This window comes from Streptomyces sp. WMMB 714 (genome assembly GCF_900090125.1).
GTDB lineage: Bacteria > Actinomycetota > Actinomycetes > Streptomycetales > Streptomycetaceae > Streptomyces > Streptomyces daqingensis.
Genome location: NZ_FMHJ01000017.1, coordinates 70,650 through 93,632 on the forward strand (window position 1 = coordinate 70,650; position 22,983 = coordinate 93,632).

Consider the following 22,983-nt stretch of genomic DNA (forward strand, 5'->3'; position numbering starts at 1 on the left):
TCAACTCCCCTGGTCTCTACGGAGGTCGGGGGAGTCGCCACGTTCGGGCGCCACGGCGTGTGCCCTCGGTGGGTACGGTCGATCTGGTATCTGCTGTGCTGCATCGTCTGCCTCGACAGCGAGGGTGCGGAGCTGATCCGCTTCGGTGAGAACGCCCCCTGTTCCGGCTCTCGTCGCATCCGGTGATCGTTCGCATCGCACGGTCTACGGACTACCTGCCGTCGGGACGGAACGAGGTTCAGGTGTCGCGGTGGCTGGACCGCGAAGGGTTCCCGGCTGCGCGTGTCCTGGAGGACATCGAGCAGCCGATGGTCGTGGACGGGTGTGCTAGGTGAAGAGCGGTCGGGGGGCTAGGCGACAACTGGGCAACCGCGCGCGCTTCGCCTGGTGATTGACCCTCCTCGAGCCTCTGAACGACTGCGTGTCTACCAGTCCGCCCTGACCCGCGTTGAGGTCCTAAAGCGCCGTCAGGTTCACGACTGCCTCGATGGCCCTTACATATCGCTCTGGCTCCCCATCGTGGTCCTGCCGCGACGGGCCTGCGTTCTCGCTGTGCGCGACGAGCCTGAAGATCAGTGCACGAATCAGCATCTGCGGCCAGTCCCGGTGATCGCTGGAAGCTGCCAGCAGGCTGGACGGTAGGCCGAACCACAGGAGCCCATCTGCGAGCACGATGGCCTCGGCAAACACCGGAGGCCGCCAGTACGGAGAAAAATCGATCACAGCAGGCACTTCATCGGGTGCAAAGAGGACATTGCCGGTGAGGTCGCCGTGGATGAGCTGGGCTGCTTCCTGCTTCACCGGCTGTCTCAGTTTCAGCAGAGTTGAGAAGGGTGCAGCGAACTCGTTGATCACGTCGATGTTCTGCTCTCCCCACGCGACCCGGTCGGCCACAGCCCAGGGATGCCTTTGCCGATCGAGGAAGTCGGGCCGGGGCAGGTCTCGCAAAGCGGCGTGGAAGGCTCGGCCGGTGCTGAGCACATCAGCCCAATGCCCTTGCGGACCTCCCTCACCGGTCAGGAATTCGCTGGCAGTCCAGCCGTCCACGATGCAGCGACCGTCGGAGGCCCGGAGCGGCAACGGGATACGAAAACCACGGTTGGGCGCCAAGGTCTCGAACAACGACGCCGCCCACTCGACCTCGTCGTCGGTACCCTCTGCGGGCTTGAATACAAGCCCACCGACGCGAACACTCCCTCCCTGTCCACCAGCCAACGGGAGGGCAGCGCCCTTCACACCGAAGGCGTCGAGGACGGCAGGTGTCGGAATAGTGGTGCTCGGCTGCTCAGTCACACCGTGCATCCTGTCGACACCATCTCGGCCAGTGCACCTTGGTTTCGCGTAGATCAGGCCTCTGCGCCAGCCTCACACAACTGATCCGGATGAAGGGCAGCGAAGATCCGCGGCGACATGACCTAGTCATCCAACTCGGTCGTCGCGTCCTGCACTTTGTCGTTGAACTCCTGCACGGCGGGATTCGTAGGGTGCGCCGATACCTCGCGCTGGAAGTCCGTGACGTAGCGCTGGAAACGTGAAGACTGAAGCGCGTCTCCACCGTCCACAGCCAGGCCGGCGGTTGTCACAGCGGCTTCGAGTTCGCCGTTCAATAGCTGAAAGCGCTCTCCCTCGTTCATGGCGTGCGTCGCGCCCCTGGCGTCCCCAGCTGTGGACAAGGCGCGGGCTTCGTGAGCAGAGAACAGAGCCATGGCACGAGGTGTCGAGCGGCCCTTCCCGCCCTCGACGGAAGCTCGGGCAAGGCGCACAGCTCTCGGGGCTTGGCCCAAGTAGTCGCCTGATGGCTCATGTTCGTGAGGATGCGAGCACCCATCATGCGGTCGTCGACTACTTGGGTGAGTTGCAATGTGGCAATGAGGTAGCGGTCGGCCAACACGTGGTTGCCCGTGTCGTACGCGGTCCACGCGAGCAGTTATGCGGTCGGGGTGTCAGGAAGGAACCCGAGAGCTCGTTCACAGCCGACACAGGTAAGGCAGGGGCATCCCGAACTCGCTTGCCTGCGTGGTGAGTTCGGACGGAGTGGCGCGCGGGACGGTTGCCATGGGGCGGTGGATGGCGAAGAGTTGCCGCCGGTGCGGTTCCGCGGGCTGAGAGAGGCGGTTCAGATGGTCGACGCGTACGAGGAAGCCGAGGCGGCAGGGCCTTCCCGGCGGCACGTGACGGCCGCCATGGCTTCGGGCCTGGCGGGCGCGGTGTTCGTCGCGGGAGCTCCCGGCGCGCATGCCGCCGAACGGCGTCCGTCCGGCGGCCGGCCCGGTCCCGCGCACCACGACGTCCTGTTCGTCAGCGCCCATCCGGACGACGAGGCGGGGAACCTGTCCACGTTCGGTCTGTGGCGCGAACGCCGGGGGCTGCGCACCGGCGTCGTCACCGTCACCCGCGGAGAGGGCGGCGGGAACGCGGTGGGGCCGGAGGAGGGCGCGCCCCTCGGCATGCTGCGCGAGAAGGAGGAGCGGTCCGCGACGGCGCTGGCCGGCATCGAGAACATCTTCTACCTCGACAAGCCCGACTTCTGGTACACCCTCTCCGCCCCTCTCACGGAGAGGATCTGGCACGAGCAGGACACCCTGGAGCGCATGGTCCGGCTGTTCCGCATGGCGACGCCGCACACCGTCGTGACGATGGACCCGCGCCCGTTCAACCAGCACGGCGCACACCAGATGTCTGCACGCCTGGCCATCGAGGCGTTCTTCCTTGCGGGCGACCGCAAGGCGTTCCCCGAGCAGTTGACGTGCGAGGGGCTGGCGCCGTGGCGGCCCCGGCGGCTGCTGGCGCAGAACTACGGCTTCTCGGATCTGCTGGGACCGGAGCCGCCCGAAGAGCGCCGCACCGATCCGGACACGGGCCTGCCCGTCGTCGGTGTCTGGTCCGGCCACGCCTCGCGCGAACACGGCACGTCCTGGGCGCAGGTGGAACGGGACGCGAGCCGCATGTACCGCAGCCAGGGCTGGGCAGCGATGCCGCCGGAGGTCCCGTCGGATCCCGGGGAGCTGGGGTCGGACTGGTTCAGCGTGCTGGCGGAGAAGGGCCGCGTCGTCAGGGCACCGGTGAAGGACCAGGGTGAACTGCGGCCCGTGTACGCGGAGTTCCGCCGGTGGACGCGACGGGTCGGCCTGCCGTGGCTGGCCAACGGCGCGCAGCCGGACTATCCGGATCCGCCGTCGACCACCGTTCCCGAGGTCGCTGCGGCTCCCGTGCTGAACGGTGTCGAGGGCGACGGCGAGTACCCCGGCCCGCAGTTGGACCTCGTGCACTGGGAGGGCGACGAGGTGACGGACGCCGACTGCTCGGCGACGGCGAAGTTGTCCAGGCACGGCGACGACCTGTTCGTACTCGTCACGGTGAAGGACGACCGGGACGGGACGCACCTGGAAGGGGACGACGCCAAGAGGCACTGGCGGACCGACGCCGTCGAGATCGCGCTCGACCCCCGCGGCGACGCCGACGACACCTCCGCCACCTTCAAGACCGGGATCTTCCCGTTCACGGCCGGGGGCGGCGGCCCCGTCGCGGAGCGCGACGCCGACAACCGCCAGGGGCCCGCGGGGGAGACCGCGCCTGGGATGCGCGTCGCGGCGTCGGTCGGCGAGCCGTACCGGGGCTACACGGTCGAGGCGAAGATCCCGCTGGGGGAGCTGCCCGCGGCGGCCGACCCGGAGCGCTTCGCCGTGAACATCCTGGTCTACGACTCCGACACCAAGGACAAGACGGGCCAGACCCGTCTCGCCTGGTCGCCTTTCGGGAGTGCGCAGGCCGACCCCTACGTGTGGGGTACCGCCCGGCTGGAGGGCTACACGCCCCCGGCGGACCGTCCGACGGACCCGGCGGAGCCGCAGATCCCGACGGAGGCCGCGCGCAGTGAGGACTCGCCGGCGTCCCTCGAGCAGTCCCGCCGCACCGGCATCCCCCTCGCGGGCGGCCCACGCCCCTGCACACCCCGCCGCTGACGGCGGCGCCGCGCCGGCCGTCCGAGCCACGAGAACCGAGCACGCCGGGCGCTTCCCAGGACGGGGAGGGCCCGGCGTGCGTTGCGCGTATGCGGGGCCATGCCCGGGCGGGGTCAACTCGCCTGTGACGAGCCGGACTTGAACTGAACCTGCATCTCCCGCTTGCCCCATGGTCCGGGCTTGCGGCTCCGCGGAGAGCCGAAGACCCGGCTCGCGGCGTCCTGGGCGGACGGCTTCGCGCTGCCCACGCCCCCGCACCCTGCCGCCCACACCGGCTCTGACGTGGGAGTTCGACGAGGGTGTAACAGCCGGGCGGCCTTCCTTGTGCCGCGAAAATACCTAGGTCTACTATGCATCACGGACCTAGGTATGGGGAGGCAGGGAGGTCTCGTGAAAGTCACCAAGGATCTAGTGGCCGCTTCGGCGACACCGATGGTGCTCGGCATCCTGGCCGAGGGGGAGAGCTACGGCTACGCCATCCTCCGGCGGATCAGCGAGCTGTCCGGCGGCGAGCTGGACTGGACCGAGGGGCTGCTCTACCCGTTGCTGCACAGGCTGGAGCGCCTCGGCCACGTGGAGTCGAGCTGGCAGTCGGTCAAGGGGGAGCGGCGGCGCAAGTACTACCGCCTCACCGACAGCGGCCTCGCCGAGCTCGCGGAGCAGCGCCGCCAGTGGGCGACGGTCGTCGAGGCGCTCAAGCAGGTCTGGCCCGGCGGCGGAACGCTGTCCGCGATACCGCTGGAGGGCATGGCATGACGGAGTCCGACGGCCACGACGAGCTGGAGGCCCAGTTCGCCCAGTGGCGGCAGTACGCGGAGCGGCGCCCGGAGCTGCGCAAGGCCGACACCGAAGAGCTCGAGGACCATCTCCGGGGCTCCGTCGACGAGTTGACGGGAATCGGCCTGCGCGCGGACGAGGCGTTCCTGGTCGCGGTCAAGCGGATGGGCGGACTGGACGACCTGTCCCGCGAGTTCGCACGAGAGCACTCCGAACGTCTGTGGAAGCAGCTCGTGCTCACCGGGGAGGAGGACGGCTCCGGCCCGGACACCCGGTCGCGGCGCGACATGCTCGCGATGGTCGTCTGCGCCGCCGGCGCGGCCGTGTCCGTGAAGGTGCCGGAGCTGGCCGGGATCGGTTTCGACGACGACGGCGGCTTCTACGGACGCAACCTCGCCCTGTTCACGCTTCCCTGGCTGGCGGGCCTCCTGGCCTGGCGCCGCCAGGCGGGGCGGGGCGTCATCGGGGCGCTGCTGGGACTGTTCGCACTCGGTGCCCTGGCGGCCAACGTCTACCCGCTCGCGGAGAGCTCCCAGTCGGTGGTGCTGACCGCGATCCACCTGCCCATCGCGCTGTGGTTCGTGGTGGGGCTGGCCTACGTGTCCGACGACGTGCGCTCGTCACGACGGCGGATGGACTTCATCCGCTTCACCGGCGAATGGTTCGTCTACCTGGCGCTCATCGCGGCGGGTGGCGGGGTGCTGACCGCTTTCGTCTTCGGGACCTTCGAGGCCATCGGGATCACCCCGGAGGACGCCATCGGGCAGTGGCTCGTCCCGTGCGGCGGCGTGGCCGCCGTGGTGGTGGCCGGATGGCTCGTCGAGGCCAAGCAGAGCGTCGTCGAGAACATGGCCCCGGTGCTCGCGCGGCTGTTCACCCCGCTGTTCGCCGTGGTGCTGATCGCCTTCCTCGTGGCCTTCGGCTGGACGGGCGAGGGCATCGACATCGAGCGGGAGGCGCTGATCCTGTTCGACCTGCTGCTGGCCGTGGTGCTGGGGCTGCTGCTCTACTCGCTCTCCGCCCGCGACCCGCTGGCGCCGCCCGGCGTCTTCGACAGGCTGCAGCTCCTCCTCGTCGTGAGCGCGCTCGTCATCGACGTACTGGTGCTGCTGGAGATCACCGGACGCATCACGGAGTACGGCACCACGCCCAACAAGGCCGCCGCGCTGGGCGAGAACGTCATCCTGCTGGCCAATCTCGCCTGGTCGGCGTGGCTGATGCTGGGGTTCGTCCGCCGGCGCACGCCGTTCGCCGCGCTGGAGCGCTGGCAGACGGGCTACCTCCCGGTGTACGCCGGGTGGGCCTGGGTCGTCGCCCTCGTGTTCCCGCCGGTGTTCGGCTACCTCTGACGTGCTGTGCTGCCGGGTCCGGTGGACCCGGCAGCACCACGCCGTGCTCCCGGCGCGAACGCCTCTACCTCCCGGCGCGAACGCCTCTACCTCCCGGCGGGGCCGGCGTCACTCCTCGGCGGGGTCGGCGCTACTTCTCGGCGGGGTCGGCGCTACTTCTCGGCGGGGTCGGCGCTACTTCTCGGCGAAGTTGGCGTCCGCCGCGCGCGTCTCCGAGGCGTCCGGGTGCCAGCTCGGGCAGTCCTTGCCGCCCTTGTGGCCGGACATCAAGCTGGAACAGCCCTCGTTCCGCCGGTCGTCCAGGCCCAGGATGTGCCCGAACTCGTGGGCCGCGATCCGGGGGGAGGAGTGCCCCGTGTCGAGAGCCGCGCGGCCCATGACGATGGTCCCCATGCCGATCTGCGGCGGCTTCGTCCTGGCTTCGGGCCACCCGTTCTCGACGACGATCCGCACGTCCGCCTTCTCGCCGGCCTTCGCGGGGCGGATCTCGACGTTCTGGAGGCTGTCGTTCCAGGCGGCCACCCCGACGGAGATCGGCTCCGCGAACTCCGCCGCCTTGCTCACGTCGTAGGTCACCGTGGTCGGCCCGGCGGCCTTCGCGTCGCCCGGGCCCTCCGGCACGGGCTCGTCAACGGGGAGGTCCGTGGAGGTCTCGGCCGGCTCCTCCGTCGCCGGATCCCCCTCCTCTCCGCCTCCTTCACCCGTCGTCTTGTCCGCCTCGCCCGGCGAGCCGCCCCGGCCGGTGGAGGCGGAGTCCGGCTTCCGGCCCGCGTCCGAGTCCTTCCCGGGGCCGCAGGCGGAGAGTGCCAGCAGTGCCAGCGGTATGCAGACGGCGGTCGCCAGCGGGCGACTTCCCTTGCGCATGGTCGGTCTCCGTCGTGGTGTGGGGGGTGTCGTTCCGGCCCCGCCCCTCGGGCGCCGCTACGGCCCGGCGGGCGGCCGGATCGCTGACCCGCGGATCCGGACTGCCCGGGTTCCAGGGGTACTTGTGGACGGGCCGGTCAGGCGGCCGTACTCCGGCAGGGCGGCGCGCTCCGTGTCGGCAGCGGCTTCCGCGTCCCGCCGGTCGGCGCCCGGAGGCGGACGGTCGCCCCGTCCGGCCGGTGGCCGCCGTCCGGCGCCGCTGCCACGGGGTGCGCCGCCGGAACCGGCCAGGCCGCCCCCGCGATCCACCCTTCGCGACCGGCTGCGAGTACGAGCCGTTCGCGGGGGCGTCTCCCCGTCGAGGGCGGCCCTCGCGGCTCCGGCGGCCCGGCAGTCCGAACTCTTCCCCCGCGACTGTTCGTTCGGAATGTCGCCCGGAACCGTTCCGGGTGCCGGTCCGCAACCCGTCGCCGGACATTCGAGCAGAGCCCCGTGATCGCCCACAACATTTTCCGGGAGCAACACGCCTCCGAAGGCCGTTCTTTGCCACGGGAGGCAATACACGGGCCCGCCGATTTCCCATCCCGGCGACGCGACTCGTGACCGGCCGGGAACTCTCCGTCACGGCGGAGAGGGGGTCCCGTCGGTCGTTGGTATATGCATCCGAATTCCACCGGCGCCGCCGGTCCTCAAGACGCGTGATCCGGCTCTCATGTGACGTCTCGAAAGCCCGCCGGCGCTCTTTCCGTGCGAATCCGGAATTGTGGAGGCCGACGCTTTCGGGAGGGTGGTGGGCCGAGGGTGATTCGCAGGTCGGGCGGCCTTCCGTGGGCTGGCTCCTGCGGGCCCGGCTCTCCCGCGGCCGACGTGAACGGGCGTGCCGCCAGGCCGAGTCCACGCCCACTGGTGTCCGACGGAGGGGAACACAGGGGGCGTGGAGGCTGTATGCTCCCCGCCCTGGAACCGGTTTCAGGGCTCTGTGAAGCGGATCGGACGGTTCGGGACCCCGGCGCGCGAGTGCCCGGGGGGAGGCTCTGCGACGCGACCTGGGAGTGACGATGGACAGGGGCTACTTCGCGCGCCTGGCGGCCAGGCGCGACTCCACCGCCCTGGCGATGCGGAACGCCATGGTGCGGCACGTCCCCCTTTACGGCGCGCAGTCGTCGACCCAGCAGGTCGCGCTTCTGGGCGAAATCCACGACACGTGGCGGCCCGTTCTGAAACAGGCGGCGAAAGACGAGCCGCTGACGGAGGCCGACCTCGAGCCGTACCGAATTCTGGGGCGGAACAGAGGAATGAAGTCGTTTCCTCTCGGTGAACTCCGTGCGGGCTTCGAAGTCGCTCATACGACGGGTCTCCGCGAATGCCTTTCCATGATCGAGCCCGGCGACGGCGGCGCGTCCATAGCCTTCACCGCATGGGGTGTCAGGGAACTCCCGCGCATCATGAGCACCGTCGAGAGCGCGTACGCGAGAGCCTGCGGAACGGCAGGGGACCGCTCGCAGGCGCGGCAGTTGCTGATGGACCGCCTGACGCAGGGCAGGCCGGCCGGCGACGTGGCTTCCGCGCTGGGGATGGAGTTGCCGAGCGGGTACCTCGTACTGCTGTGCAAACCCCGCGTCGACCGGCCGGACTGCGGCTTCCGCGGCGGGCTGCCCACGCGCCGACTGGAGTCGGTCCCCGGCCTGTTGTGGCAGGCCGATCACGCGTCGGGCGGTCTGCTGGTCCTGCTGCCCGCCCACGCGGGCGCCGCAGCGGCGCGAGCGACGGCGCGGGGGCTGGTCACGTCCCTCGTGACCGCCCTGGGCCGGCGCCTGAGCGCCGCGGAGGCGCACGGGGCGACGCTGGACGACGTCCCGGCGGCCCTCCACGAGGCCAGGCAGTCACTCGCGCTCGTCGGCGCGATGCCGGACGCGGAGAGCCGGCCGTACGGTGCCGACGAGTTGCTCGTCGAGCTGGCCGTGGCCCGTCAGCCCGCCGTCCGGCGCAAGCTGGCCGAGCTGCTGGCGCCGTTGCAACGCGGCACCGACCTGCAGCGCACCCTCGAAGTCCTCTTCGACTGCGGGCTCGACAGGCAGAGGACGACGGCGGCCCTCCACATCCACCGGCGGTCGCTGACGTACCGGATCCAGCGCATCCGCGAGCTCACCGGCCTCGACCCCACCACCGCCCACGGCATCCAGCTCCTGCGCGCGGCGCTCACGGCCACCCGCCTCCCGGCGACGCTGCCCTCGCCCCGGGGCTGATCCGCCGCCACGGAAGCCGGCAGACCTGCGGAGGCAGCAGTTCGTGACGCTCCAGGCGCCGGCCCGTGCCGTCAGGCCTGACGGACACCGTCCTCCAGCAGTCCGAGGACGACCGCCGCGAGTTCCGCGGGCTTCGTCATCGGCACATTGTGGTTCGACGCCAGCTCGACCAGCCTGCGTCCGGGGGCGGCGTCGACGACGGCCCGCACCTCGTCGCGGCGCGCGGCGTAGGAGCCCCCGTCGGCCAGCACGACCGTCACGGGGCAAGTGACGCGCTCGTACACGTCGTTGCTCGGGAAGGCATGCGCGCACTGCCCGACGTCGCTGACGGCCGCGATCTCCTCGACCGTGGGCTGCCGTACCCAGCGGCCGCCCCGGCGGAGGAACGAGCGCCGCGCGACGGCCCCGACGAGTCCGGGCCGCGCGCCGGCGTTCAGCGGGTCGTCCGCGGCGTCCCTCACGCACCTGCCGACGTACGCCTGCATCTGCTCCTCGCCGGTCTCCCAGCCGTAGCGGAACCTGGTCCGCAGCCGGTCCGCCGCCTCGGCGGTCCGTGCGGCGGCGTGCCAGGCGAGTGCGGTGCCGCGGTCGTTGAGCACCATCCCGTCCACCAGGCACAGGGCGGCCGGTTCCAGCAGGCCGCACGCGGCGGCGGCCGTCACCGCGTAACCGCCGCTGGAGTGCCCCACGAGCAGGGGCCGCTCCCATGACAGCGCGGCGACCACGCTTCCGATGTCCTGCCAGTACTGCTCCGGCCCGGTGGAGGCCAGCCGGGTCTGCCCGTGGCCGCGCAGGTCGACCGCGACCGGGTGGCAGCGGTCCGCCAGCCGTGTCGCGACGTCCGTCCACGCCGCCGCGTTCTGCCCGCTGCCGTGCACGAGCAGCACGTTCCTGCCGCCGCCCCCGAAGTCGAGGCCCGACAGGACGCCGCCGTCGACGGGCAGTTCGATCTCCGTCCCGGTCACCTGCGCACCTCCTGACGGGAAGACGGCGGTCGGACGACGGTTGAACTGCCCTTACCCGCCTGAGAGTTCCGCAGCCGAGCGGCGAACCCGCCCGGGAGGCCGCGCCGCCACCCGGCCGTGGCCGGAAGGGAGGACCCGGGCATCGGTCATCCGAGGGCCGCGTCGGCGGCGATGACGACGAGCCCGAGGACCATGGCGAGCGTCCCGGCGAGGAGTGCCGCGCCCGGGCCGCTCCCCGAGGCGCGGGCCGGCCACGCTCCGGCACCGAAGAGCGCCGCCGTGTTGAACGCGAGGGCCGTGTCCACCGCCGTGGCCTCCGCCCACCAGCCCGCGTAGGCGCTGAACAGCATCGCCACCGTGGGCAGGGCGGCGGCCACCAGCGGCCACTCCGCCGCGACCGTACGGAACGCGCCCGCCGCGCCGCTCGCGTGCCCGGCGGAGCCCCCCGCGATCACGTGTGCGTAGCCGTGGGCGGCGGCAGCGACCAGCACGGTGAGCAGCAGCCACACCAAGTCGTCGCCGGGGTCGGGCCGTTCGCCCTCGCTGTCCAGCGCGGCGGAGAGGGTGCTCGCCAGTACCAGCCCGTACGTACCGCTGAAGAAGACCCGTTCGGGAGGCCGGTACGGCCGGTGCCCACGGGGCGGTTCGCCTGCTGGGCGCGGGACGGGGCCTGCGTCGGGCATCTCTGGGCCTCGGGGGATTCGCGGACGGGGGCGCTCATGCTCTCCTCTTCCGGCACCGCCGCGAGGAGACACACGCCGCCCGCGTGCTGCTTGCCCCGAAGGGGTGTGCGGGACCGCCGCGGCCAAGCAGCGGGCCTCCGGTCCGGCTCAGGGTGAGGGCGGCGAAGAGCAGGATGACCACGGTCTCCGACGCGGCCACCGGCGCTCGTTCCTCTCTCCCGGAAGCCCCGGACATGCGGAAGACCTCCGCGCGACGGGAGCGGTCCGCGCGGAGGTCTTCGGGGCGGGGCGGGGTGGGGCCAGGCCGGGGGCGGTGGCCCGGGGATCCCGGATGGGGCTGGCCGTGGGTCTGCGTGCGGCGCGGCCGTCCGTGTGTCAGGGCGTCCGCCGCCGCGGCGGGGCATCCGGTCCGGCCGTCAGACCCCGGGCTCGGGGACGCGGCCTTCGGGCTGCTCCTCCGGCCCCCGGTCGCTGATGACCTTGGCGATGAAGACGTCGTACACCTTCGCGCCGATGACGCCGCCGATGAGGGGTCCGACGATCGGGACCCACCAGTAGGCGCTGAACCAGTCGAACCGGCCGGGGAACGCGATCGCGCCCCAGCCCTCGAAGAACGTGAACAGCCGCGGCCCGAAGTCGCGGGCGGGGTTGATGGCGTACCCGGCGTTCGTTCCGAACGTGAGGCCGATCATGACGACCACGAGGCCGGTGATGAACGGGGCGAGGTTGGCCATCGGGCCGGTGTTGCGCTGGTCGATGATGGCGCAGATCAGCAGGAGCAGGAGGGCGGTGCCGATGATCTGGTCGAGCAGGGGACCCCACAGCGAACCGCCGAAGTATTCGGCCGGGAACGTCGCGAAGATGGAATACGTGGGCAGCGACTCCTCCCGTCCGATCCCTTCTTTCGCGTTGAACGCGTCGATCGCCCAGTGGTAGGCCGCGTAGACGAGAGCGGCGGCGACGAAGGCGCCGAGCACCTGGGCGGCCCAGTACGGCAGGACCTTCCGCCACGAGAAGTGCCCCCGTACGGCGAAGGCGAGAGTGACGGCCGGATTGATGTGGGCGCCGCTGATGCCGCCGGCGACGTACACGCCGAAGACGACGGCCAGGCCCCAGCCCCAGGAGATGATCAGCCAGTTCGCGGGGCCGAACTCCCCTGCCTGGCGGCCCGATCCCGACAGTCCGACGACAGCGACGGCCACGGAGCCACAGCCGATCAGGATGAGGACGAGGGTTCCCAGGAACTCGGCGAGCAGTTCACCGGTGAGACCCTCCCCGTAACCGCGTCGGCGCGTACCGCGCTCTGCACTCTGCTCAGCCATCGGCGCTCCTTAATCGGATGGGTCAGCCCTGTCGCCCCTTGTGAAACCGTAAGCAGGGGGCACCGCAGCGGTGCGTGCCTGAGGGCGCGTCACCCGGTATGTCAATCCGATGGCGTACGGGTATGACGAATGGGTCAGGGGTGCGTGCCGGGGCCCGGCCCCGGAGCGGAACCGGCACCGCCGGCGGACGCCTGGACCAGACGCCGCTGAGCCCTCCCGATCAGGAACTTCGCGGGGAAGAGCGTCAGCCAGACCCACTTGGCGAGGGCGGGGGAGGCGAAGGCCAGGGGGACGGTCACGCCGAACACGAGCACGGTGGAGGCCAGGTCGGCAGCGTCGAGCCGGCGTGCTCTGGCGTCGGTGCGGTCGGACGGCGGCCCGAGGCGCTTGTGGGAGGTGAGCAGCAGCGCCAGATGCACGGTGTTCTGCGCGGAGACGCTCAATCCGTACGTCGCGACGGCGAGGGGCTGCGCGCTGTACTCGGCGAGCAGCGCCGTGGGGAAGGGAAGTACGGCGGTCAGGCCCAGGCCGAGCAGGGTGAGCCCGGTGACCTTGCCGTCGAGGACGGAGAAGCGGGCGAGGATGCGGCGGTGGTCCCGCCAGAACTCGGAGATCACGGCGAAGCTCAGCGCGTACGCGGCGATGTGCGGGAGCGCCCGGTGCAGCGCGTCCTCGAAGCCGGCCGTGCTCAGGCCCCGTCTGATGGAGATGTCCAGGACGAGGAGGGTCATCGCGATGGAGAAGACGCCGTCCGAGAGGTTCTCGAGACGCGCCAGGCCACCGCTGTCCGGGGCGGCGGCAGGCGTGTTGTCCACGTCCGGATCGTAGAGCCGGGGCGGAACGGCCCGGCCGGTACGCGCCGCCGCCGGTGGAGACCCACACGAAGTGCTGAGCGGCGCGGCCGATGGCGCCGCGAGCCGCGGGCGGGGCCTTTCCGTGCAACCGTCCGCTTCCCGGTGCGATGACACAGCGTCCGCGTACGCTGACGTCCGAGGAGCCCGTGGGGAGATGCGGTGAAGGGGCACACAGGTGGGGACCAAGAGCAAGGACGGCGTCCGCCGTCGGATGCCGCGCGAGGTGCGCGAGCGGCAGATGCTGGACGCCGCTGTCGTGGGCTTCGCGCGGCACGGGTACCAGGCGGCGTCGATGGACGAGATCGCCGAGCAGGCGGGGGTCTCCAAGCCGCTGGTCTACCTGTACCTCAAGTCGAAGGAGGACCTCTTCACGGCGTGCCTGCGGCGTGAGCGTGCCGCGCTGGTCGAGGCCGTGCGAGGGGGCACCCAGGAGCGTCGGGTCTCGGCCGAGCAGCAGCTGTGGAAGGGGCTGTGCGCCTTCTTCGCGCACACGGCGGCGCGGCCCGACGGATGGGCGATGCTGCACCGGGCGGCCACCCAGGGGGAGCCGTTCGCGGACGAAGTGGCCGGTATGCGGGCGGAGATCACGGAGCTGGTGCGGCTGCTGCTGAGCCGGGCGGCCGAGGACGCCGGCTGCGACAGCGAGTTCGCCGAGCGGGAGGTCTCCGGGCTGGCGCACGCCATGGTCGGCGCGGCGGAGTCCCTCGCCGAATGGGCCAACGCCCGTGAGGGCGACGCGCCTTCGGCGAAGGAGACCGCCGCGACGCTCATGAACTTCTGCTGGACCGGTCTGGGCCGGATGACGGAAGGTGCTCGCTGGTCACCTCACCGGTGAGGTGCAGCCGCCCGGGGCTCTGGCCGCCCTCTCCGCCGGCGCGGCGCAGCTCGAACCGGTGGACGCGCACCGGCGCCCGGTACGGCCCGGTGGACGCGGTGGGTTCGTCGAGGCCGAAGGCGACTGTCGAGGGAAGCAGCACCGGAGCCTTGAACTCGGCGCGGACGGAGAGCTGTTCGCCGCCCTCGGCGGCGCCGGTGGCCGCGAGGGCGCGGGCGAAGGTCCACATGCCGTGCGCGATGTGCCGGGGGAAGCCGAAGAGCTTCGCCGTCAGCGGATGCAGGTGGATGGGGTTGCGGTCGCCCGACGCGGACGCGTAGCGGCGGCCGAGGGCGGAGGGCAGCCTCCAGTGGTCGTGCACGGGGAGCGGGGCGGGGGGTTCCGGACGTCGCCCGCCGCCGTCCGTGCCGCCGTCCGTGCCGCTGTCCGGGTTGCCGTCCGCGCCGCCGTCCTGGCGCCCGCTCCCGCCGTGCCTGCACAGGTAGGTGCTGCGCGAGTGCCAGACGAGCCGTCCGCCGAGCCGGGCCTCGGTGACGACGTCGAACCGCGTTCCCCGCCTGTGCGGTTCGAGGTGCTCGGCGTGTACGGAGATCTCCGGCCGGTCGTCCGCGTCCAGGGCACGCTGCTGGGTGAGTTCGATGCCGGTGTGCACGAGGCCGAGCAGCGGGAACGGGAAGTCGCGTCCCGCCATCAGCTGCATGGCCAGCGGAAAGCCCAGGAGGTGCGGCCAGCTCGGCGGCAGCGGCGTCCCCTTGCCGGGCTCGGGGAACCCGCAGACGCGGGCGTACGCGCGCAGGTGCCGCGCGTCCGTCGCGGCATCCGGCAGGACGAGGCGCTCCTCGGGCAGCCGCGCTCCGCCGTACGGGCCGCGTTTCGCCGCCGAGGTGCAGGCGCCCCTGGCGAGGACGGACGACAGCCGGGGCGGTGCGGACAGGCGGGTCACGCGTGGCTGGACGGTCATGGCCCTCACGCTCCCAGCAGGGACTGGCCGCAGACCCGTACGACCTGGCCGTTCACGGCGTAGGAGGCGGGGTCCGCCAGCCATGCCGTGGTCTCGGCGACGTCGACGGGCAGGCCGCCCTGCGAGTGGCTGCTCATGCGCCGGCCGGCCTCCCGGATGAAGAAGGGGACGGCCGCCGTCATCTTCGTCTCGATGAAGCCGGGAGCCACGGCGTTGACGGTGATGCCGTGCTCGGCCGCCGCGCGCGGTGCGAGGGAGCGGACGAAACCGATGACGCCCGCTTTGCTCGCGGCGTAGTTGGTCTGGCCGACGTTGCCCGCGATGCCCGCGATGGAGGCGGTCGCCACGACCCGCCCGGTGCCCGGGCGCAGCGCACGCTCGGCCAGCAGGTGGTCGGTCGTGCGCAGCACGGAGTCGAGGTTGACCGCCAGGACGCTCTCCCAGCGTTCGGCGCTCATGTTGGCGAGGCGGCGGTCGCGGGTGATGCCCGCGTTGTGCACCAGGACGTCGAGGCCGCCGGAGGGCAGGGCGGCGGCGATGCGGGCGCCGGCGTCGCCGGCGGTGATGTCGAGGGGGAGCGCCGTGCCGCCGGCCGCTTCGGCGACGCGCAGCAGATCGTCCTCGGCCTGCGGGACGTCGAGGCACAGGACGTGCGCGCCGTCCCGCGCGAGGGTCGCGGCCACCGACTCGCCGATGCCGCGGGCGCAGCCGGTGACGAGGGCCGTACGGCCGCGCAGGGGCTGTGCCGGGTCGCCCGACGCGTCCGGCCCGGTGGGTGGAAGGTCGCCTTCCGGGACGGCGGGGGCGCCGCCGATCTCGACGACCTGGCCGCTGACGTAGGCCGACTTCGGCGAGAGCAGAAAACGGAGCGTGGACGCCGCGTGCGCCGGGGTCGCTTCGGGCGCGAGCCGCACCAGCTGGGCGGTGCGGCCGCCGCCGGTCTCCTTGCCGAGGGAGCGCACGAAACCCTCCAGCGCCTGCTGTGCCGCTGCCTGCCGGTGGTCGTCCGGGTCGGGTGAGGCGCCGAGGACGACGATGCGGCCGCACTCGGCGAGCGAACGCATCACCGGGTGCAGGCATGCGTGCAGGCCGCGCAGTCCGTCGACGGTCCGTATCCCGGTGGCGTCGACGAGCGCCGCGGCGTGACGGGCGCCGGGCTCGGCCTCCATCACGACCGGCAGCCCGGTAGCCTCCACTGTTCCGGCCAGCTCCTTCGTCTGCTGCGCGCCCCCGCGCGGCGGTTCGGGCGTCAGGTGCAGGACGGGGCCGCCCTCCAGCCGGGGCCGCCGCGGCGACCAGCGGTGCAGCGGCACGGGCCGGGGGAGGCCGAGCGTGCGGGTGAGGAGACGGCCGGGCCGTGTGTTGGTCCAATGCAGATAGCGGTCAGCCATTCCCCATTCCTTCCAGCTCGCGTAAATTTACTTCCGAGTAAGGTTACTTTCAGGTCAGGAGTTTGGTCGAGGATGGGTTCCAACGGCCTCATGTCTTCCGGCACTCCGCGCCGCGTAGCGGTGATCGGCGGAAGCCGCATCCCGTTCGCACGCTCGGACGGCCCGTACGCCACCTGCTCGAACCAGGAACTGCTCACCGCGGCCCTCGACGGCCTCGTCGACCGGTACGCGCTGGACGGTCAAGGCGGCCGCGGCGTGGGCGAGTTCGTGGCGGGAGCGGTCCTCAAGCACAGCCGCGACTACAACCTCGCCCGCGAGACCGTGCTCGGCTCCCGGCTCGACCCGCGCACGCCCGCGTACGACATGCAGCAGGCGTGCGGCACCGGCATGCAGGCCGTGATCGCCGTCGCCAACAAGATCGCACTCGGCCAGATCGACGCGGGCATCGCCGGCGGCTCCGACACCGCGAGCGACGCGCCGCTGGGCGTCAACGACGAACTGCGCCGCATCCTGCTCGCCGCCCGCAGGGCCAAGACCTTCCAGCAGCGGGCCAAGGAGCTGGCGCGGGTCCGGCCCCGCCACCTCGTCCCCGAGATCCCGCGCAACGCCGAGCCGCGCACCGGCCTGTCCATGGGCGAGCACGCCGCCAGGACGGCACGCGACTGGGGCATCACCCGGCAGGCGCAGGACGAGCTCGCCGCCGCCAGCCACCGCAACCTCGCCACCGCCTACGACAGCGGCTTCCTGCACGACCTCGTCACGCCGTTCCGCGGCCTCGCGCGCGACCAGAACCTGCGGCCCGGCACCACCCCCCGGAAACTCGCCGAGCTGGAGCCGGTGTTCGGCACCGGCGAGCCCGACGCGACGATGACGCCGGGCAACTCCACCCCGCTCACCGACGGCGCCGCGACGGTGCTGCTCGCCTCCGAGGAATGGGCGGAGGAGCACGGGCACACGCCGCTGGCGTACCTGTCCGTGTACGAGACGGGCGCCGTGAAGTTCTACGACGAGGACGGCGGACCCGGAGAGGACGGGCTGCTGATGGCGCCCGCCTACGCGGTCCCCCGGATGCTGGAGCGGGCGGGCCTCGGGATCGAGGACTTCGAACTCTTCGAGATCCACGAGGCGTTCGCCTCGCAGGTGCTCGCGACGCTCGCGGCCTGGGAGAAGCGCGGACTCGCACCCGTGGACCGGGAGCGCCTCAACGTCGCCGGCTCGTCCCTGGCGACCGGGCACCCCTTCGCCGCGACCGGCGCCCGCATCGTCGCCACCCTGGCCAAGCTCCTCGCCGAGCGGCCCGGCGCGGAGCCGGGCGCACGCGGCCTGATCTCCATCTGCGCGGCAGGCGGCCAGGGGGTGACGGCAGTTCTCGAGAGGGCCTGACGCCCTCCGCACACTTCTTCGACCCGGGGATCGGCACCTCCTCGATCCTCGCCGAGGCACGCCATGGAGAGGAGCCGCTCATGTCGTCCAGCCCCACCGGCCCTGCCGCGTCCGCGACCGGACACGCCGGCGCCGCCGCAGGAGACGCCGCCGCGCCCGTGCTCGTAGAACCCGCGAAGGAGACGGTCTCGGGCGCCGTCCGGCAGGTGACCATGCCGCCCTTCGCGCCGCCCGTCACCAGCGGCTCCCTCGGCGACATCCCCTTCGTCAACGCCGAGGAGGCGCCCGCCGAGGCGGTGCTCAGCCGCAAGCGCCAGGACGGCACCTGGCGGGACGTGACCGCCCGGGACTTCGCGCGGGAGGTGCTGAACGCCGCCAAGGGGCTCATCGCCCTGGGCCTCGAACCCGGTGACCGCGTCGGCATCATGGCCCGCACGACGTACGAGTGGACGCTGCTCGACTTCGCGGGGTGGGCCGCCGGACTGGTGACCGTCCCCATCTACCCGACCTCCTCCGCCTCGCAGGCCCGCTACATCCTCCAGCACTCGGGCGCGCGGGCCTGCGCCGTGGAGAACGTCGAGCAGGCGCGGATGCTCTCCGCCGAACGCGGAGCGATGCCCCGTCTGGAACACCTCTGGCAGTTCGGCGCCGGAGCGCTCTCCCAGCTCGCGGACGAGGGCAGGGCCGTCGAGGACGGAGCCGTCGCCGAACGCCGCGCGCTGCGAGGCCCGGAGGACGCCGCGACCCTCATCTACACCTCCGGCACGACGGGGCAGCCGAAAGGCTGCGTGCTGACCCACGGCAACTTCTTCGCCGAGGTCGACAACGACATCGAACTGCTCCACCCCGTCTTCAGGTCCGTCAGCAAGGACCCCGCGGCCACGCTGCTCTTCCTGCCGCTCTCGCACGTCTTCGGGCGCATGGTGGCGGTCGCCTGCATGCGCGCCCGGGTACGGCTCGGGCACGCGCCGAGCATCCAGACCGACGAGCTCCTCGCCGACCTCGCCGGATTCCGGCCGACATTCCTGCTCGGCATCCCGTACGTGCTGGAGAAGGTCTACAACACGGGCCGCGCCACCGCCGAGAAGATGGGCCGCGCCTCCTCCTTCGACCGCGCCGCCCGCGTCGCACGCCGCTACGGCGAGGCCGTCGAGGCGCAGGAGCACGGGAGCGGCAGCGGGCCCGGCAAGGGGCTGAAGGCGGCACGCGGCCTGTACGACCTGCTCGTCTACCGGCGCATACGCGCCGCGCTCGGCGGCAGGTGCCGCTACGTCATCAGCGGCGGATCGCCGCTGGGGTCGCGGCTCGCCGCGTTCTACGAGGGCGCGGGGATCTCCGTCTTCGAGGGCTACGGCCTGACGGAGACCACCGGCGCCTCCACCTGCACCCCGCCGCTCAAGCCCCGGCTCGGCACCGTCGGCTGGCCGGTCCCGGGCACGGCGGTACGCATCGCGGACGACGGCGAGGTGCTGCTGCGCGGCCCCCACGTCTTCGGCGGCTACTGGGACCAGCACAGCGAGGCCGCGGTGCCCGTGACGGACGGCGGCGGATGGCTCGCCACCGGCGATCTCGGCGCCCTCGACCAGGACGGCTACCTGACGATCACCGGTCGCAAGAAGGACCTCATCATCACGTCCGGCGGCAAGAACATCGCCCCCGCGCCGCTCGAGGACTGGCTGCGCGCACACCCGCTGGTCAGCCAGTGCCTCGTCGTCGGGGACGACCGCCCCTACGTCACCGCACTGCTCACGCTGGAGCCGGACGGGCTCGCGCACTGGCAGCAGATGCACAAGAAGACCGGGCTGACGCCCGAACAGCTCATCGCGGACGAGGAGTTGCGGCAGAACCTGCAGCAGGCGGTCGACGACGCCAACAGGATGGTCTCGCGGGCCGAGTCCATCCGCCGGTTCGCCGTGCTCCCGCACGACTTCACCGAGGAGGGCGGGCATCTTACACCCTCGCTGAAGCTGAAGAGGGCGGCGATCGTGCGGGACTTCGAGACGGAGATCGCGGCGCTCTACGAGGACGTCCGCACGGAGAGCGACGGCTGAGCACGTCCGCGGTCCCTCGCGGGAGCCGGAGGAGGACACGGCCCGCGAGCACTGAAGTAAGGTAAGCCTAAGTAGGACGAGCGGCGTCGAGGAGGCAGCCATTCCCGTCAGGGCTCACCACACGCAAGGGACCCCGGTGTGGGTCGCCACCCGGGACGGGCGCCGTCTCCACACGATGGTCCTCTCCGGCCCGGCCGGCGAAGAGTCCGCACCGGTGGTGGTGTTCGAGGCGGGCGCCGCCGCGAGCCGCTCCTCGTGGGCACTCGTGCAGCCCGGAGTGGCCGCGTTCGCCCGCGCGATCGTCTACGACCGGGCCGGGCTCGGCAAGAGCCCGTCCGACCCGGCGGGCCGGACGCTCGACCGCATGGCAGCGGACCTGGGCGAGATCCTCGACCACTTCGCACCCGGTCCGTTCGTCCTCGTCGGGCACTCCGCGGGCGGTCCGATCGCCCGGCTGGCCGCGTCCCGGCGCACCGACCGGATCGCGGGGCTCGTGCTCGTCGACCCGACCGACGAGCAGGCCGACGTCCTCTTCGGCCGTACGTTCCGGCGCGGGGAACGCCTGGCGATCCTGGCCGCTGGGCTGCTGGCCCGCGTCGGCGCGCTGAAACCGCTCTTCCGGTTCCTGCTGGAGGCAGCACCCGACGACGTCCGGCAGGACATGGAGCGGGAGGCGTTCACCCCCGGGGTCGTCCGCACCCAGGCGGCCCAGGCCCGAACCTTCCTGGACGAGCTGGCCACTTGGCGCCGAACGCCGCCCCCGCTCGGCGGCATTCCCGTCACGGTCGTCTCCGGCGCACTGCCCGGCAACGGCATGAACGCCGCGACCCGTGCCGCCGCGAACGCCTCCCACGCGCACCGTGCCGGTGTCTCACCGAACGGGCGGCACGTCGTCGCCGAGCGCTCCGGTCACTACGTGCCGATCACTGAACCCGGCCTCGTCGTGGAGGAGATCCGGCGGATCGTGCGGAACCGGCCGGCTTCACGCCCGGCGCAGGACGGGGACGGCACCACAGCACGTTCGTGAACTGTGCGTCCGGGCAGGCGGGAAGCGACGCGGGCGGCGGCTGAACCGGCCGTCCGCCGGTGGCTCCGGGGCGCTTCCGCTTCTGGAGGTCCGCGGCCTGGAAGTGCTGCGGCCTGGAAGTGCTGCGGCCCCGCTGACGTACGCCGGGGCGTACGTCAGCGGGGCCGGGGGACGGGGCGGGCGGTCTCGTGTCCCGTAGGTCAGCTGCCGCAGTTGCCCTCTGTGGCCTCGCCCTTGAAGCGGTCGTTGAGCCAGTTCATCGCCGGGATCGACGCGAGGATGGCCGTACCCGCGTGCGGCGCGAGCGGGTAGCTCTTCCACTGGACGGTGCTGCCCTTCGCGCACCAGTCCGCGCGGAGCTGCGCCCCGACCTCGTGCGGAATGATCTCGTCACCCTCGCCGTGGTAGACGTACACCGGGTGGCCGGGCGCCTTGGTGCCGAGCTTGTCCTCCGCCAGGCGCTGCTGCCAGTCCGGCTCCTGGTTGGGGTCGCTCACGGTTACGTCCTCGATGGACTTGTTCGCGCCGGCCTCGCGTGCCTCCTTGAGGCAGCCGTCCCGCATGATGCCGGTGATGCGCTTGCCCTCGTCGTTGAGGTAGCTGTCCAGGGCGAGTTCGGGGTACGCGGCGTCGTGCCCGATGGCCGACATCAGCACCAGACCGGCCTCCGCGTCGCCGTCGTTGTACTCGGCGACCTTCGGCAGGTCGGCCGGCACACCACCGCTTGCGGTGCCCTTGACCTTCAGCTCCGGCGCGTAGGTGCTGCTCAGTTCGGCCGCCCAGCCGCTGGCCTGACCGCCCTGCGAGTAGCCCATGATGCCGACGGGGGACTCGGCGCTGACGCCCTTCTCCTGCGCCTCCGGAAGCCGCTGCGCGGCGCGGGCGGCGTCGAGGACGGCCGTACCGGCCGCACGGCCCACCGTGTAGGTGTGCGTGCCCGGAGTGCCGAGGCCCTCGTAGTCGGTGACGGCGACGGCCCAGCCGCGCAGCAGCGCGCCCTCGATCAGCGCCGCCTCGCTGGCCGTTCCCTCGGCGAACTGCGCGGACGGGGCGCAGTGGTCGCCGATGCCGACGGTGCCGAGTGCGTACGTCACCAGCGGCCGCGGCCCGTCGGACTCGGTCTGCGGGACGAGGACGGTTCCGGAGACGGTGTTGGCCTTGCCGTGCACGTCGGTCGAGGTGTACTGGATCTTCCAGGCGTGTGTGGGGGTGGGCACGCCGAAGACCTTGAACTCGGTGGGCTCGGAGCTGACGACGTCGCCGGGAGCCGCGGCTCCGGCCTGCGCGGCGGACTGCTCCGCGGGCGCCGCGGCCGACGCCGGGGCCGCCGCGACGACGCCCGGCACACACAGAGCGGCCACCGCCGTGGCGGTGACCGCTCTGTTGCGCAGGCTTCGTCTGCTGAGGGTGCCGGTCCGGCCGGCGCCTCTCCTGCGGGTGGACAACTGCATGGGGGGTCTCCCAACGATCAGAAGTGCTGGGCTCGTTGAGAGGAAGGTACTGACGGGTCAGTACCTTCGCCAGGGGTCGCGCGTGACTTCTCCCCCGGCTTGTCACCAGGAGCACAGCTCGCACCGGCCCGGCGGCGGCCCGCAGTTCAGCGGTCGACGCCCAGGTACTCCTCGATGCGCGCCACGAGCCCCGCCCGGAGGGGAAGCATCCGCCGCGCCACGTCGAGGTACGGGGGACGGCCGTCCGCACCCGCGAGGTCCAGGGCGTGTCTCAAAGTAGCGTCGTCCGGCCGTAGGCCGGGGGACGCGGCGTCTGGTGCGTGCGATCGCAAGGCGGAGGGAGGAGAGCGCAGCGGGCTGCGCCGACGACCGACAACGCAGCCAGCGTGCGTGCCAGGCACCGCGGCCCGGACGGGACGTTGAGACACGCCCCAGAGGTCCGGGCGGGCGAACAGGACGTCGTAGAAGGGCGCGAGGGAGGCATCGGTGAACGCGAACTGCCGGGCGACGGTGTGGAGCGGCGTGCCGAACCTGTCCACTGCCCTGTTCACGTCGGCCCCGCCGTCGAGCAGCCGCTCCAGCAGCGGGGCTTCGCGCGGGAAGTCGTGCTTCCCGCGGCCCAGCAGGACGTGCAGAGTCGTGAACCCCTCGGCACCCGACAGGGCGGCGGCGTCGGCGCCGTCGTCGAGCAGCCGGTCCGCGATGGCGACGCGGGCGTGGAGGTCTCCGTTCGCGAGCGCGGCGTGCAGCAGGGTGCGTCCCGTGGAGTCCGCCGCGCGGGCCGCCGCTCCGGGCTCGTAGCGGCTGAGGAACTCCTCGTACGTCCCGCGGCGGGCTGTCCGGGCGAGGCTGTGCATGCGGC

19 protein-coding genes are annotated in these 22,983 nt (G+C 72.1%); 8 read left to right on the top strand and 11 right to left on the bottom strand.

The features are described from left to right. Nucleotides 1-456: 456 nt before the first annotated feature. On the bottom strand, nt 457-1,293 hold the full coding sequence (locus tag H181DRAFT_RS25835) for a phosphotransferase (RefSeq protein ID WP_045866846.1): 837 nt from the start codon (nt 1,291-1,293) through the stop codon (nt 457-459). 122 nt (nt 1,294-1,415) lie between these two features. Then, entirely contained in the window at nt 1,416-1,634 is a 219-nt protein-coding gene (locus H181DRAFT_RS30300) for a hypothetical protein (RefSeq protein WP_368073299.1), read from the bottom strand. Between the two features lie 486 nt (nt 1,635-2,120). Here H181DRAFT_RS30300 and H181DRAFT_RS25845 point away from each other — a divergent pair, with 486 nt between their 5' ends. The 3 genes from H181DRAFT_RS25845 to H181DRAFT_RS25855 all read left to right on the top strand — a co-directional run bounded on the left by H181DRAFT_RS25845 (nt 2,121) and on the right by H181DRAFT_RS25855 (nt 6,088). After that, entirely contained in the window at nt 2,121-3,962 is a 1,842-nt protein-coding gene (locus H181DRAFT_RS25845; RefSeq protein WP_045866847.1) for a sugar-binding protein, read from the top strand. A gap of 390 nt (nt 3,963-4,352) precedes the next feature. Further along, nucleotides 4,353-4,718, top strand: coding sequence for a PadR family transcriptional regulator (locus H181DRAFT_RS25850; RefSeq protein ID WP_045866848.1), 366 nt, complete (start codon nt 4,353-4,355; stop codon nt 4,716-4,718). Beyond that, nucleotides 4,715-6,088: a permease prefix domain 1-containing protein gene (locus H181DRAFT_RS25855; protein ID WP_045866849.1), complete on the top strand. Its 1,374-nt coding sequence runs from the start codon at nt 4,715-4,717 to the stop codon at nt 6,086-6,088. The genes H181DRAFT_RS25850 and H181DRAFT_RS25855 overlap by 4 nt, the downstream gene beginning before the upstream one ends. A gap of 174 nt (nt 6,089-6,262) precedes the next feature. Here the strand turns inward: H181DRAFT_RS25855 and H181DRAFT_RS28595 are convergent, their stop codons facing one another. After that, the gene (locus H181DRAFT_RS28595) at nt 6,263-6,952 is read right to left on the bottom strand and encodes a snapalysin family zinc-dependent metalloprotease (protein WP_052708737.1); all 690 of its coding nucleotides are present in this window, start codon (nt 6,950-6,952) and stop codon (nt 6,263-6,265) included. A 1,058-nt stretch (nt 6,953-8,010) separates the two neighbouring features. Between H181DRAFT_RS28595 and H181DRAFT_RS25865 the strand changes: the two genes are divergently transcribed. After that, entirely contained in the window at nt 8,011-9,198 is a 1,188-nt protein-coding gene (locus H181DRAFT_RS25865; protein WP_139131761.1) for a PucR family transcriptional regulator, read from the top strand. A gap of 71 nt (nt 9,199-9,269) precedes the next feature. Here H181DRAFT_RS25865 and H181DRAFT_RS25870 read toward each other — a convergent pair whose 3' ends face one another. From H181DRAFT_RS25870 to H181DRAFT_RS25885, 4 genes are all read right to left on the bottom strand, one after another. Continuing rightward, nucleotides 9,270-10,163 carry an alpha/beta fold hydrolase gene (locus H181DRAFT_RS25870; RefSeq protein WP_045866850.1) on the bottom strand — a complete coding sequence of 298 codons (894 nt, stop codon included), beginning with the start codon at nt 10,161-10,163 and terminating at the stop codon, nt 9,270-9,272. Nucleotides 10,164-10,309: 146 nt separating this feature from the next. Continuing rightward, nucleotides 10,310-10,846 carry a hypothetical protein gene (locus H181DRAFT_RS25875; RefSeq protein ID WP_045866851.1) on the bottom strand — a complete coding sequence of 179 codons (537 nt, stop codon included), beginning with the start codon at nt 10,844-10,846 and terminating at the stop codon, nt 10,310-10,312. Between the two features lie 416 nt (nt 10,847-11,262). After that, nucleotides 11,263-12,168 (bottom strand): MIP/aquaporin family protein, encoded by a 906-nt coding sequence (locus H181DRAFT_RS25880; protein WP_045866852.1) that lies wholly within the window; start codon nt 12,166-12,168, stop codon nt 11,263-11,265. 134 nt (nt 12,169-12,302) lie between these two features. Continuing rightward, a complete protein-coding gene (locus tag H181DRAFT_RS25885; protein WP_045866853.1) occupies nt 12,303-12,983 on the bottom strand; it encodes a TMEM175 family protein in 681 nt (226 codons plus the stop codon). Between the two features lie 250 nt (nt 12,984-13,233). Between H181DRAFT_RS25885 and H181DRAFT_RS25890 the strand changes: the two genes are divergently transcribed. After that, entirely contained in the window at nt 13,234-13,857 is a 624-nt protein-coding gene (locus tag H181DRAFT_RS25890) for a TetR/AcrR family transcriptional regulator (RefSeq protein WP_045866916.1), read from the top strand. On the opposite strand, the gene H181DRAFT_RS25895 is transcribed toward H181DRAFT_RS25890, so the two are convergent. Together H181DRAFT_RS25895 and H181DRAFT_RS25900 are read right to left on the bottom strand one after the other, a co-directional pair. Next, entirely contained in the window at nt 13,790-14,818 is a 1,029-nt protein-coding gene (locus tag H181DRAFT_RS25895; RefSeq protein ID WP_045866854.1) for a MaoC family dehydratase, read from the bottom strand. The two genes, H181DRAFT_RS25890 and H181DRAFT_RS25895, sit on opposite strands and share 68 nt — an antisense overlap. 5 nt (nt 14,819-14,823) lie before the next feature. After that, complete coding sequence (locus tag H181DRAFT_RS25900; RefSeq protein WP_045866855.1) at nt 14,824-16,209, bottom strand: 3-oxoacyl-ACP reductase; 1,386 nt, start codon at nt 16,207-16,209, stop codon at nt 14,824-14,826. Nucleotides 16,210-16,281: 72 nt separating this feature from the next. Here H181DRAFT_RS25900 and H181DRAFT_RS25905 point away from each other — a divergent pair, with 72 nt between their 5' ends. The 3 genes from H181DRAFT_RS25905 to H181DRAFT_RS25915 all read left to right on the top strand — a co-directional run bounded on the left by H181DRAFT_RS25905 (nt 16,282) and on the right by H181DRAFT_RS25915 (nt 20,670). Continuing rightward, a complete protein-coding gene (locus H181DRAFT_RS25905) occupies nt 16,282-17,592 on the top strand; it encodes an acetyl-CoA C-acetyltransferase (protein WP_045866856.1) in 1,311 nt (436 codons plus the stop codon). Between the two features lie 80 nt (nt 17,593-17,672). Beyond that, complete coding sequence (locus H181DRAFT_RS25910; protein ID WP_078895982.1) at nt 17,673-19,643, top strand: AMP-dependent synthetase/ligase; 1,971 nt, start codon at nt 17,673-17,675, stop codon at nt 19,641-19,643. A 136-nt stretch (nt 19,644-19,779) separates the two neighbouring features. Further along, nucleotides 19,780-20,670: an alpha/beta fold hydrolase gene (locus H181DRAFT_RS25915; RefSeq protein ID WP_254666973.1), complete on the top strand. Its 891-nt coding sequence runs from the start codon at nt 19,780-19,782 to the stop codon at nt 20,668-20,670. Nucleotides 20,671-20,870: 200 nt separating this feature from the next. Here H181DRAFT_RS25915 and H181DRAFT_RS25920 read toward each other — a convergent pair whose 3' ends face one another. Together H181DRAFT_RS25920 and H181DRAFT_RS29575 are read right to left on the bottom strand one after the other, a co-directional pair. Continuing rightward, on the bottom strand, nt 20,871-22,121 hold the full coding sequence (locus H181DRAFT_RS25920; RefSeq protein ID WP_078895983.1) for a lipase family protein: 1,251 nt from the start codon (nt 22,119-22,121) through the stop codon (nt 20,871-20,873). A 146-nt stretch (nt 22,122-22,267) separates the two neighbouring features. Continuing rightward, on the bottom strand, nt 22,268-22,978 hold the full coding sequence (locus tag H181DRAFT_RS29575) for an ankyrin repeat domain-containing protein (protein WP_052708740.1): 711 nt from the start codon (nt 22,976-22,978) through the stop codon (nt 22,268-22,270). Between the last annotated feature and the right edge of the window lie 5 nt (nt 22,979-22,983).

What these genes read in the sequence shown, in the direction of transcription:
- H181DRAFT_RS25920 (WP_078895983.1), bottom strand. Translation starts at nt 22,121, where the DNA reads ATGCAGTTGTCCACCCGCAGGAGAGGCGCCGGCCGGACCGGCACCCTC.
- H181DRAFT_RS25895 (WP_045866854.1), bottom strand. Translation starts at nt 14,818, where the DNA reads ATGACCGTCCAGCCACGCGTGACCCGCCTGTCCGCACCGCCCCGGCTG.
- H181DRAFT_RS29575 (WP_052708740.1), bottom strand. Translation starts at nt 22,978, where the DNA reads ATGCACAGCCTCGCCCGGACAGCCCGCCGCGGGACGTACGAGGAGTTC.
- H181DRAFT_RS25890 (WP_045866916.1), top strand. Translation starts at nt 13,234, where the DNA reads ATGCCGCGCGAGGTGCGCGAGCGGCAGATGCTGGACGCCGCTGTCGTG.
- H181DRAFT_RS28595 (WP_052708737.1), bottom strand. Translation starts at nt 6,952, where the DNA reads ATGCGCAAGGGAAGTCGCCCGCTGGCGACCGCCGTCTGCATACCGCTG.
- H181DRAFT_RS25910 (WP_078895982.1), top strand. Translation starts at nt 17,673, where the DNA reads ATGTCGTCCAGCCCCACCGGCCCTGCCGCGTCCGCGACCGGACACGCC.
- H181DRAFT_RS25900 (WP_045866855.1), bottom strand. Translation starts at nt 16,209, where the DNA reads ATGGCTGACCGCTATCTGCATTGGACCAACACACGGCCCGGCCGTCTC.
- H181DRAFT_RS25905 (WP_045866856.1), top strand. Translation starts at nt 16,282, where the DNA reads ATGGGTTCCAACGGCCTCATGTCTTCCGGCACTCCGCGCCGCGTAGCG.
- H181DRAFT_RS25865 (WP_139131761.1), top strand. Translation starts at nt 8,011, where the DNA reads ATGGACAGGGGCTACTTCGCGCGCCTGGCGGCCAGGCGCGACTCCACC.
- H181DRAFT_RS25845 (WP_045866847.1), top strand. Translation starts at nt 2,121, where the DNA reads ATGGTCGACGCGTACGAGGAAGCCGAGGCGGCAGGGCCTTCCCGGCGG.
- H181DRAFT_RS25855 (WP_045866849.1), top strand. Translation starts at nt 4,715, where the DNA reads ATGACGGAGTCCGACGGCCACGACGAGCTGGAGGCCCAGTTCGCCCAG.
- H181DRAFT_RS25875 (WP_045866851.1), bottom strand. Translation starts at nt 10,846, where the DNA reads ATGCCCGACGCAGGCCCCGTCCCGCGCCCAGCAGGCGAACCGCCCCGT.
- H181DRAFT_RS30300 (WP_368073299.1), bottom strand. Translation starts at nt 1,634, where the DNA reads ATGAACGAGGGAGAGCGCTTTCAGCTATTGAACGGCGAACTCGAAGCC.
- H181DRAFT_RS25880 (WP_045866852.1), bottom strand. Translation starts at nt 12,168, where the DNA reads ATGGCTGAGCAGAGTGCAGAGCGCGGTACGCGCCGACGCGGTTACGGG.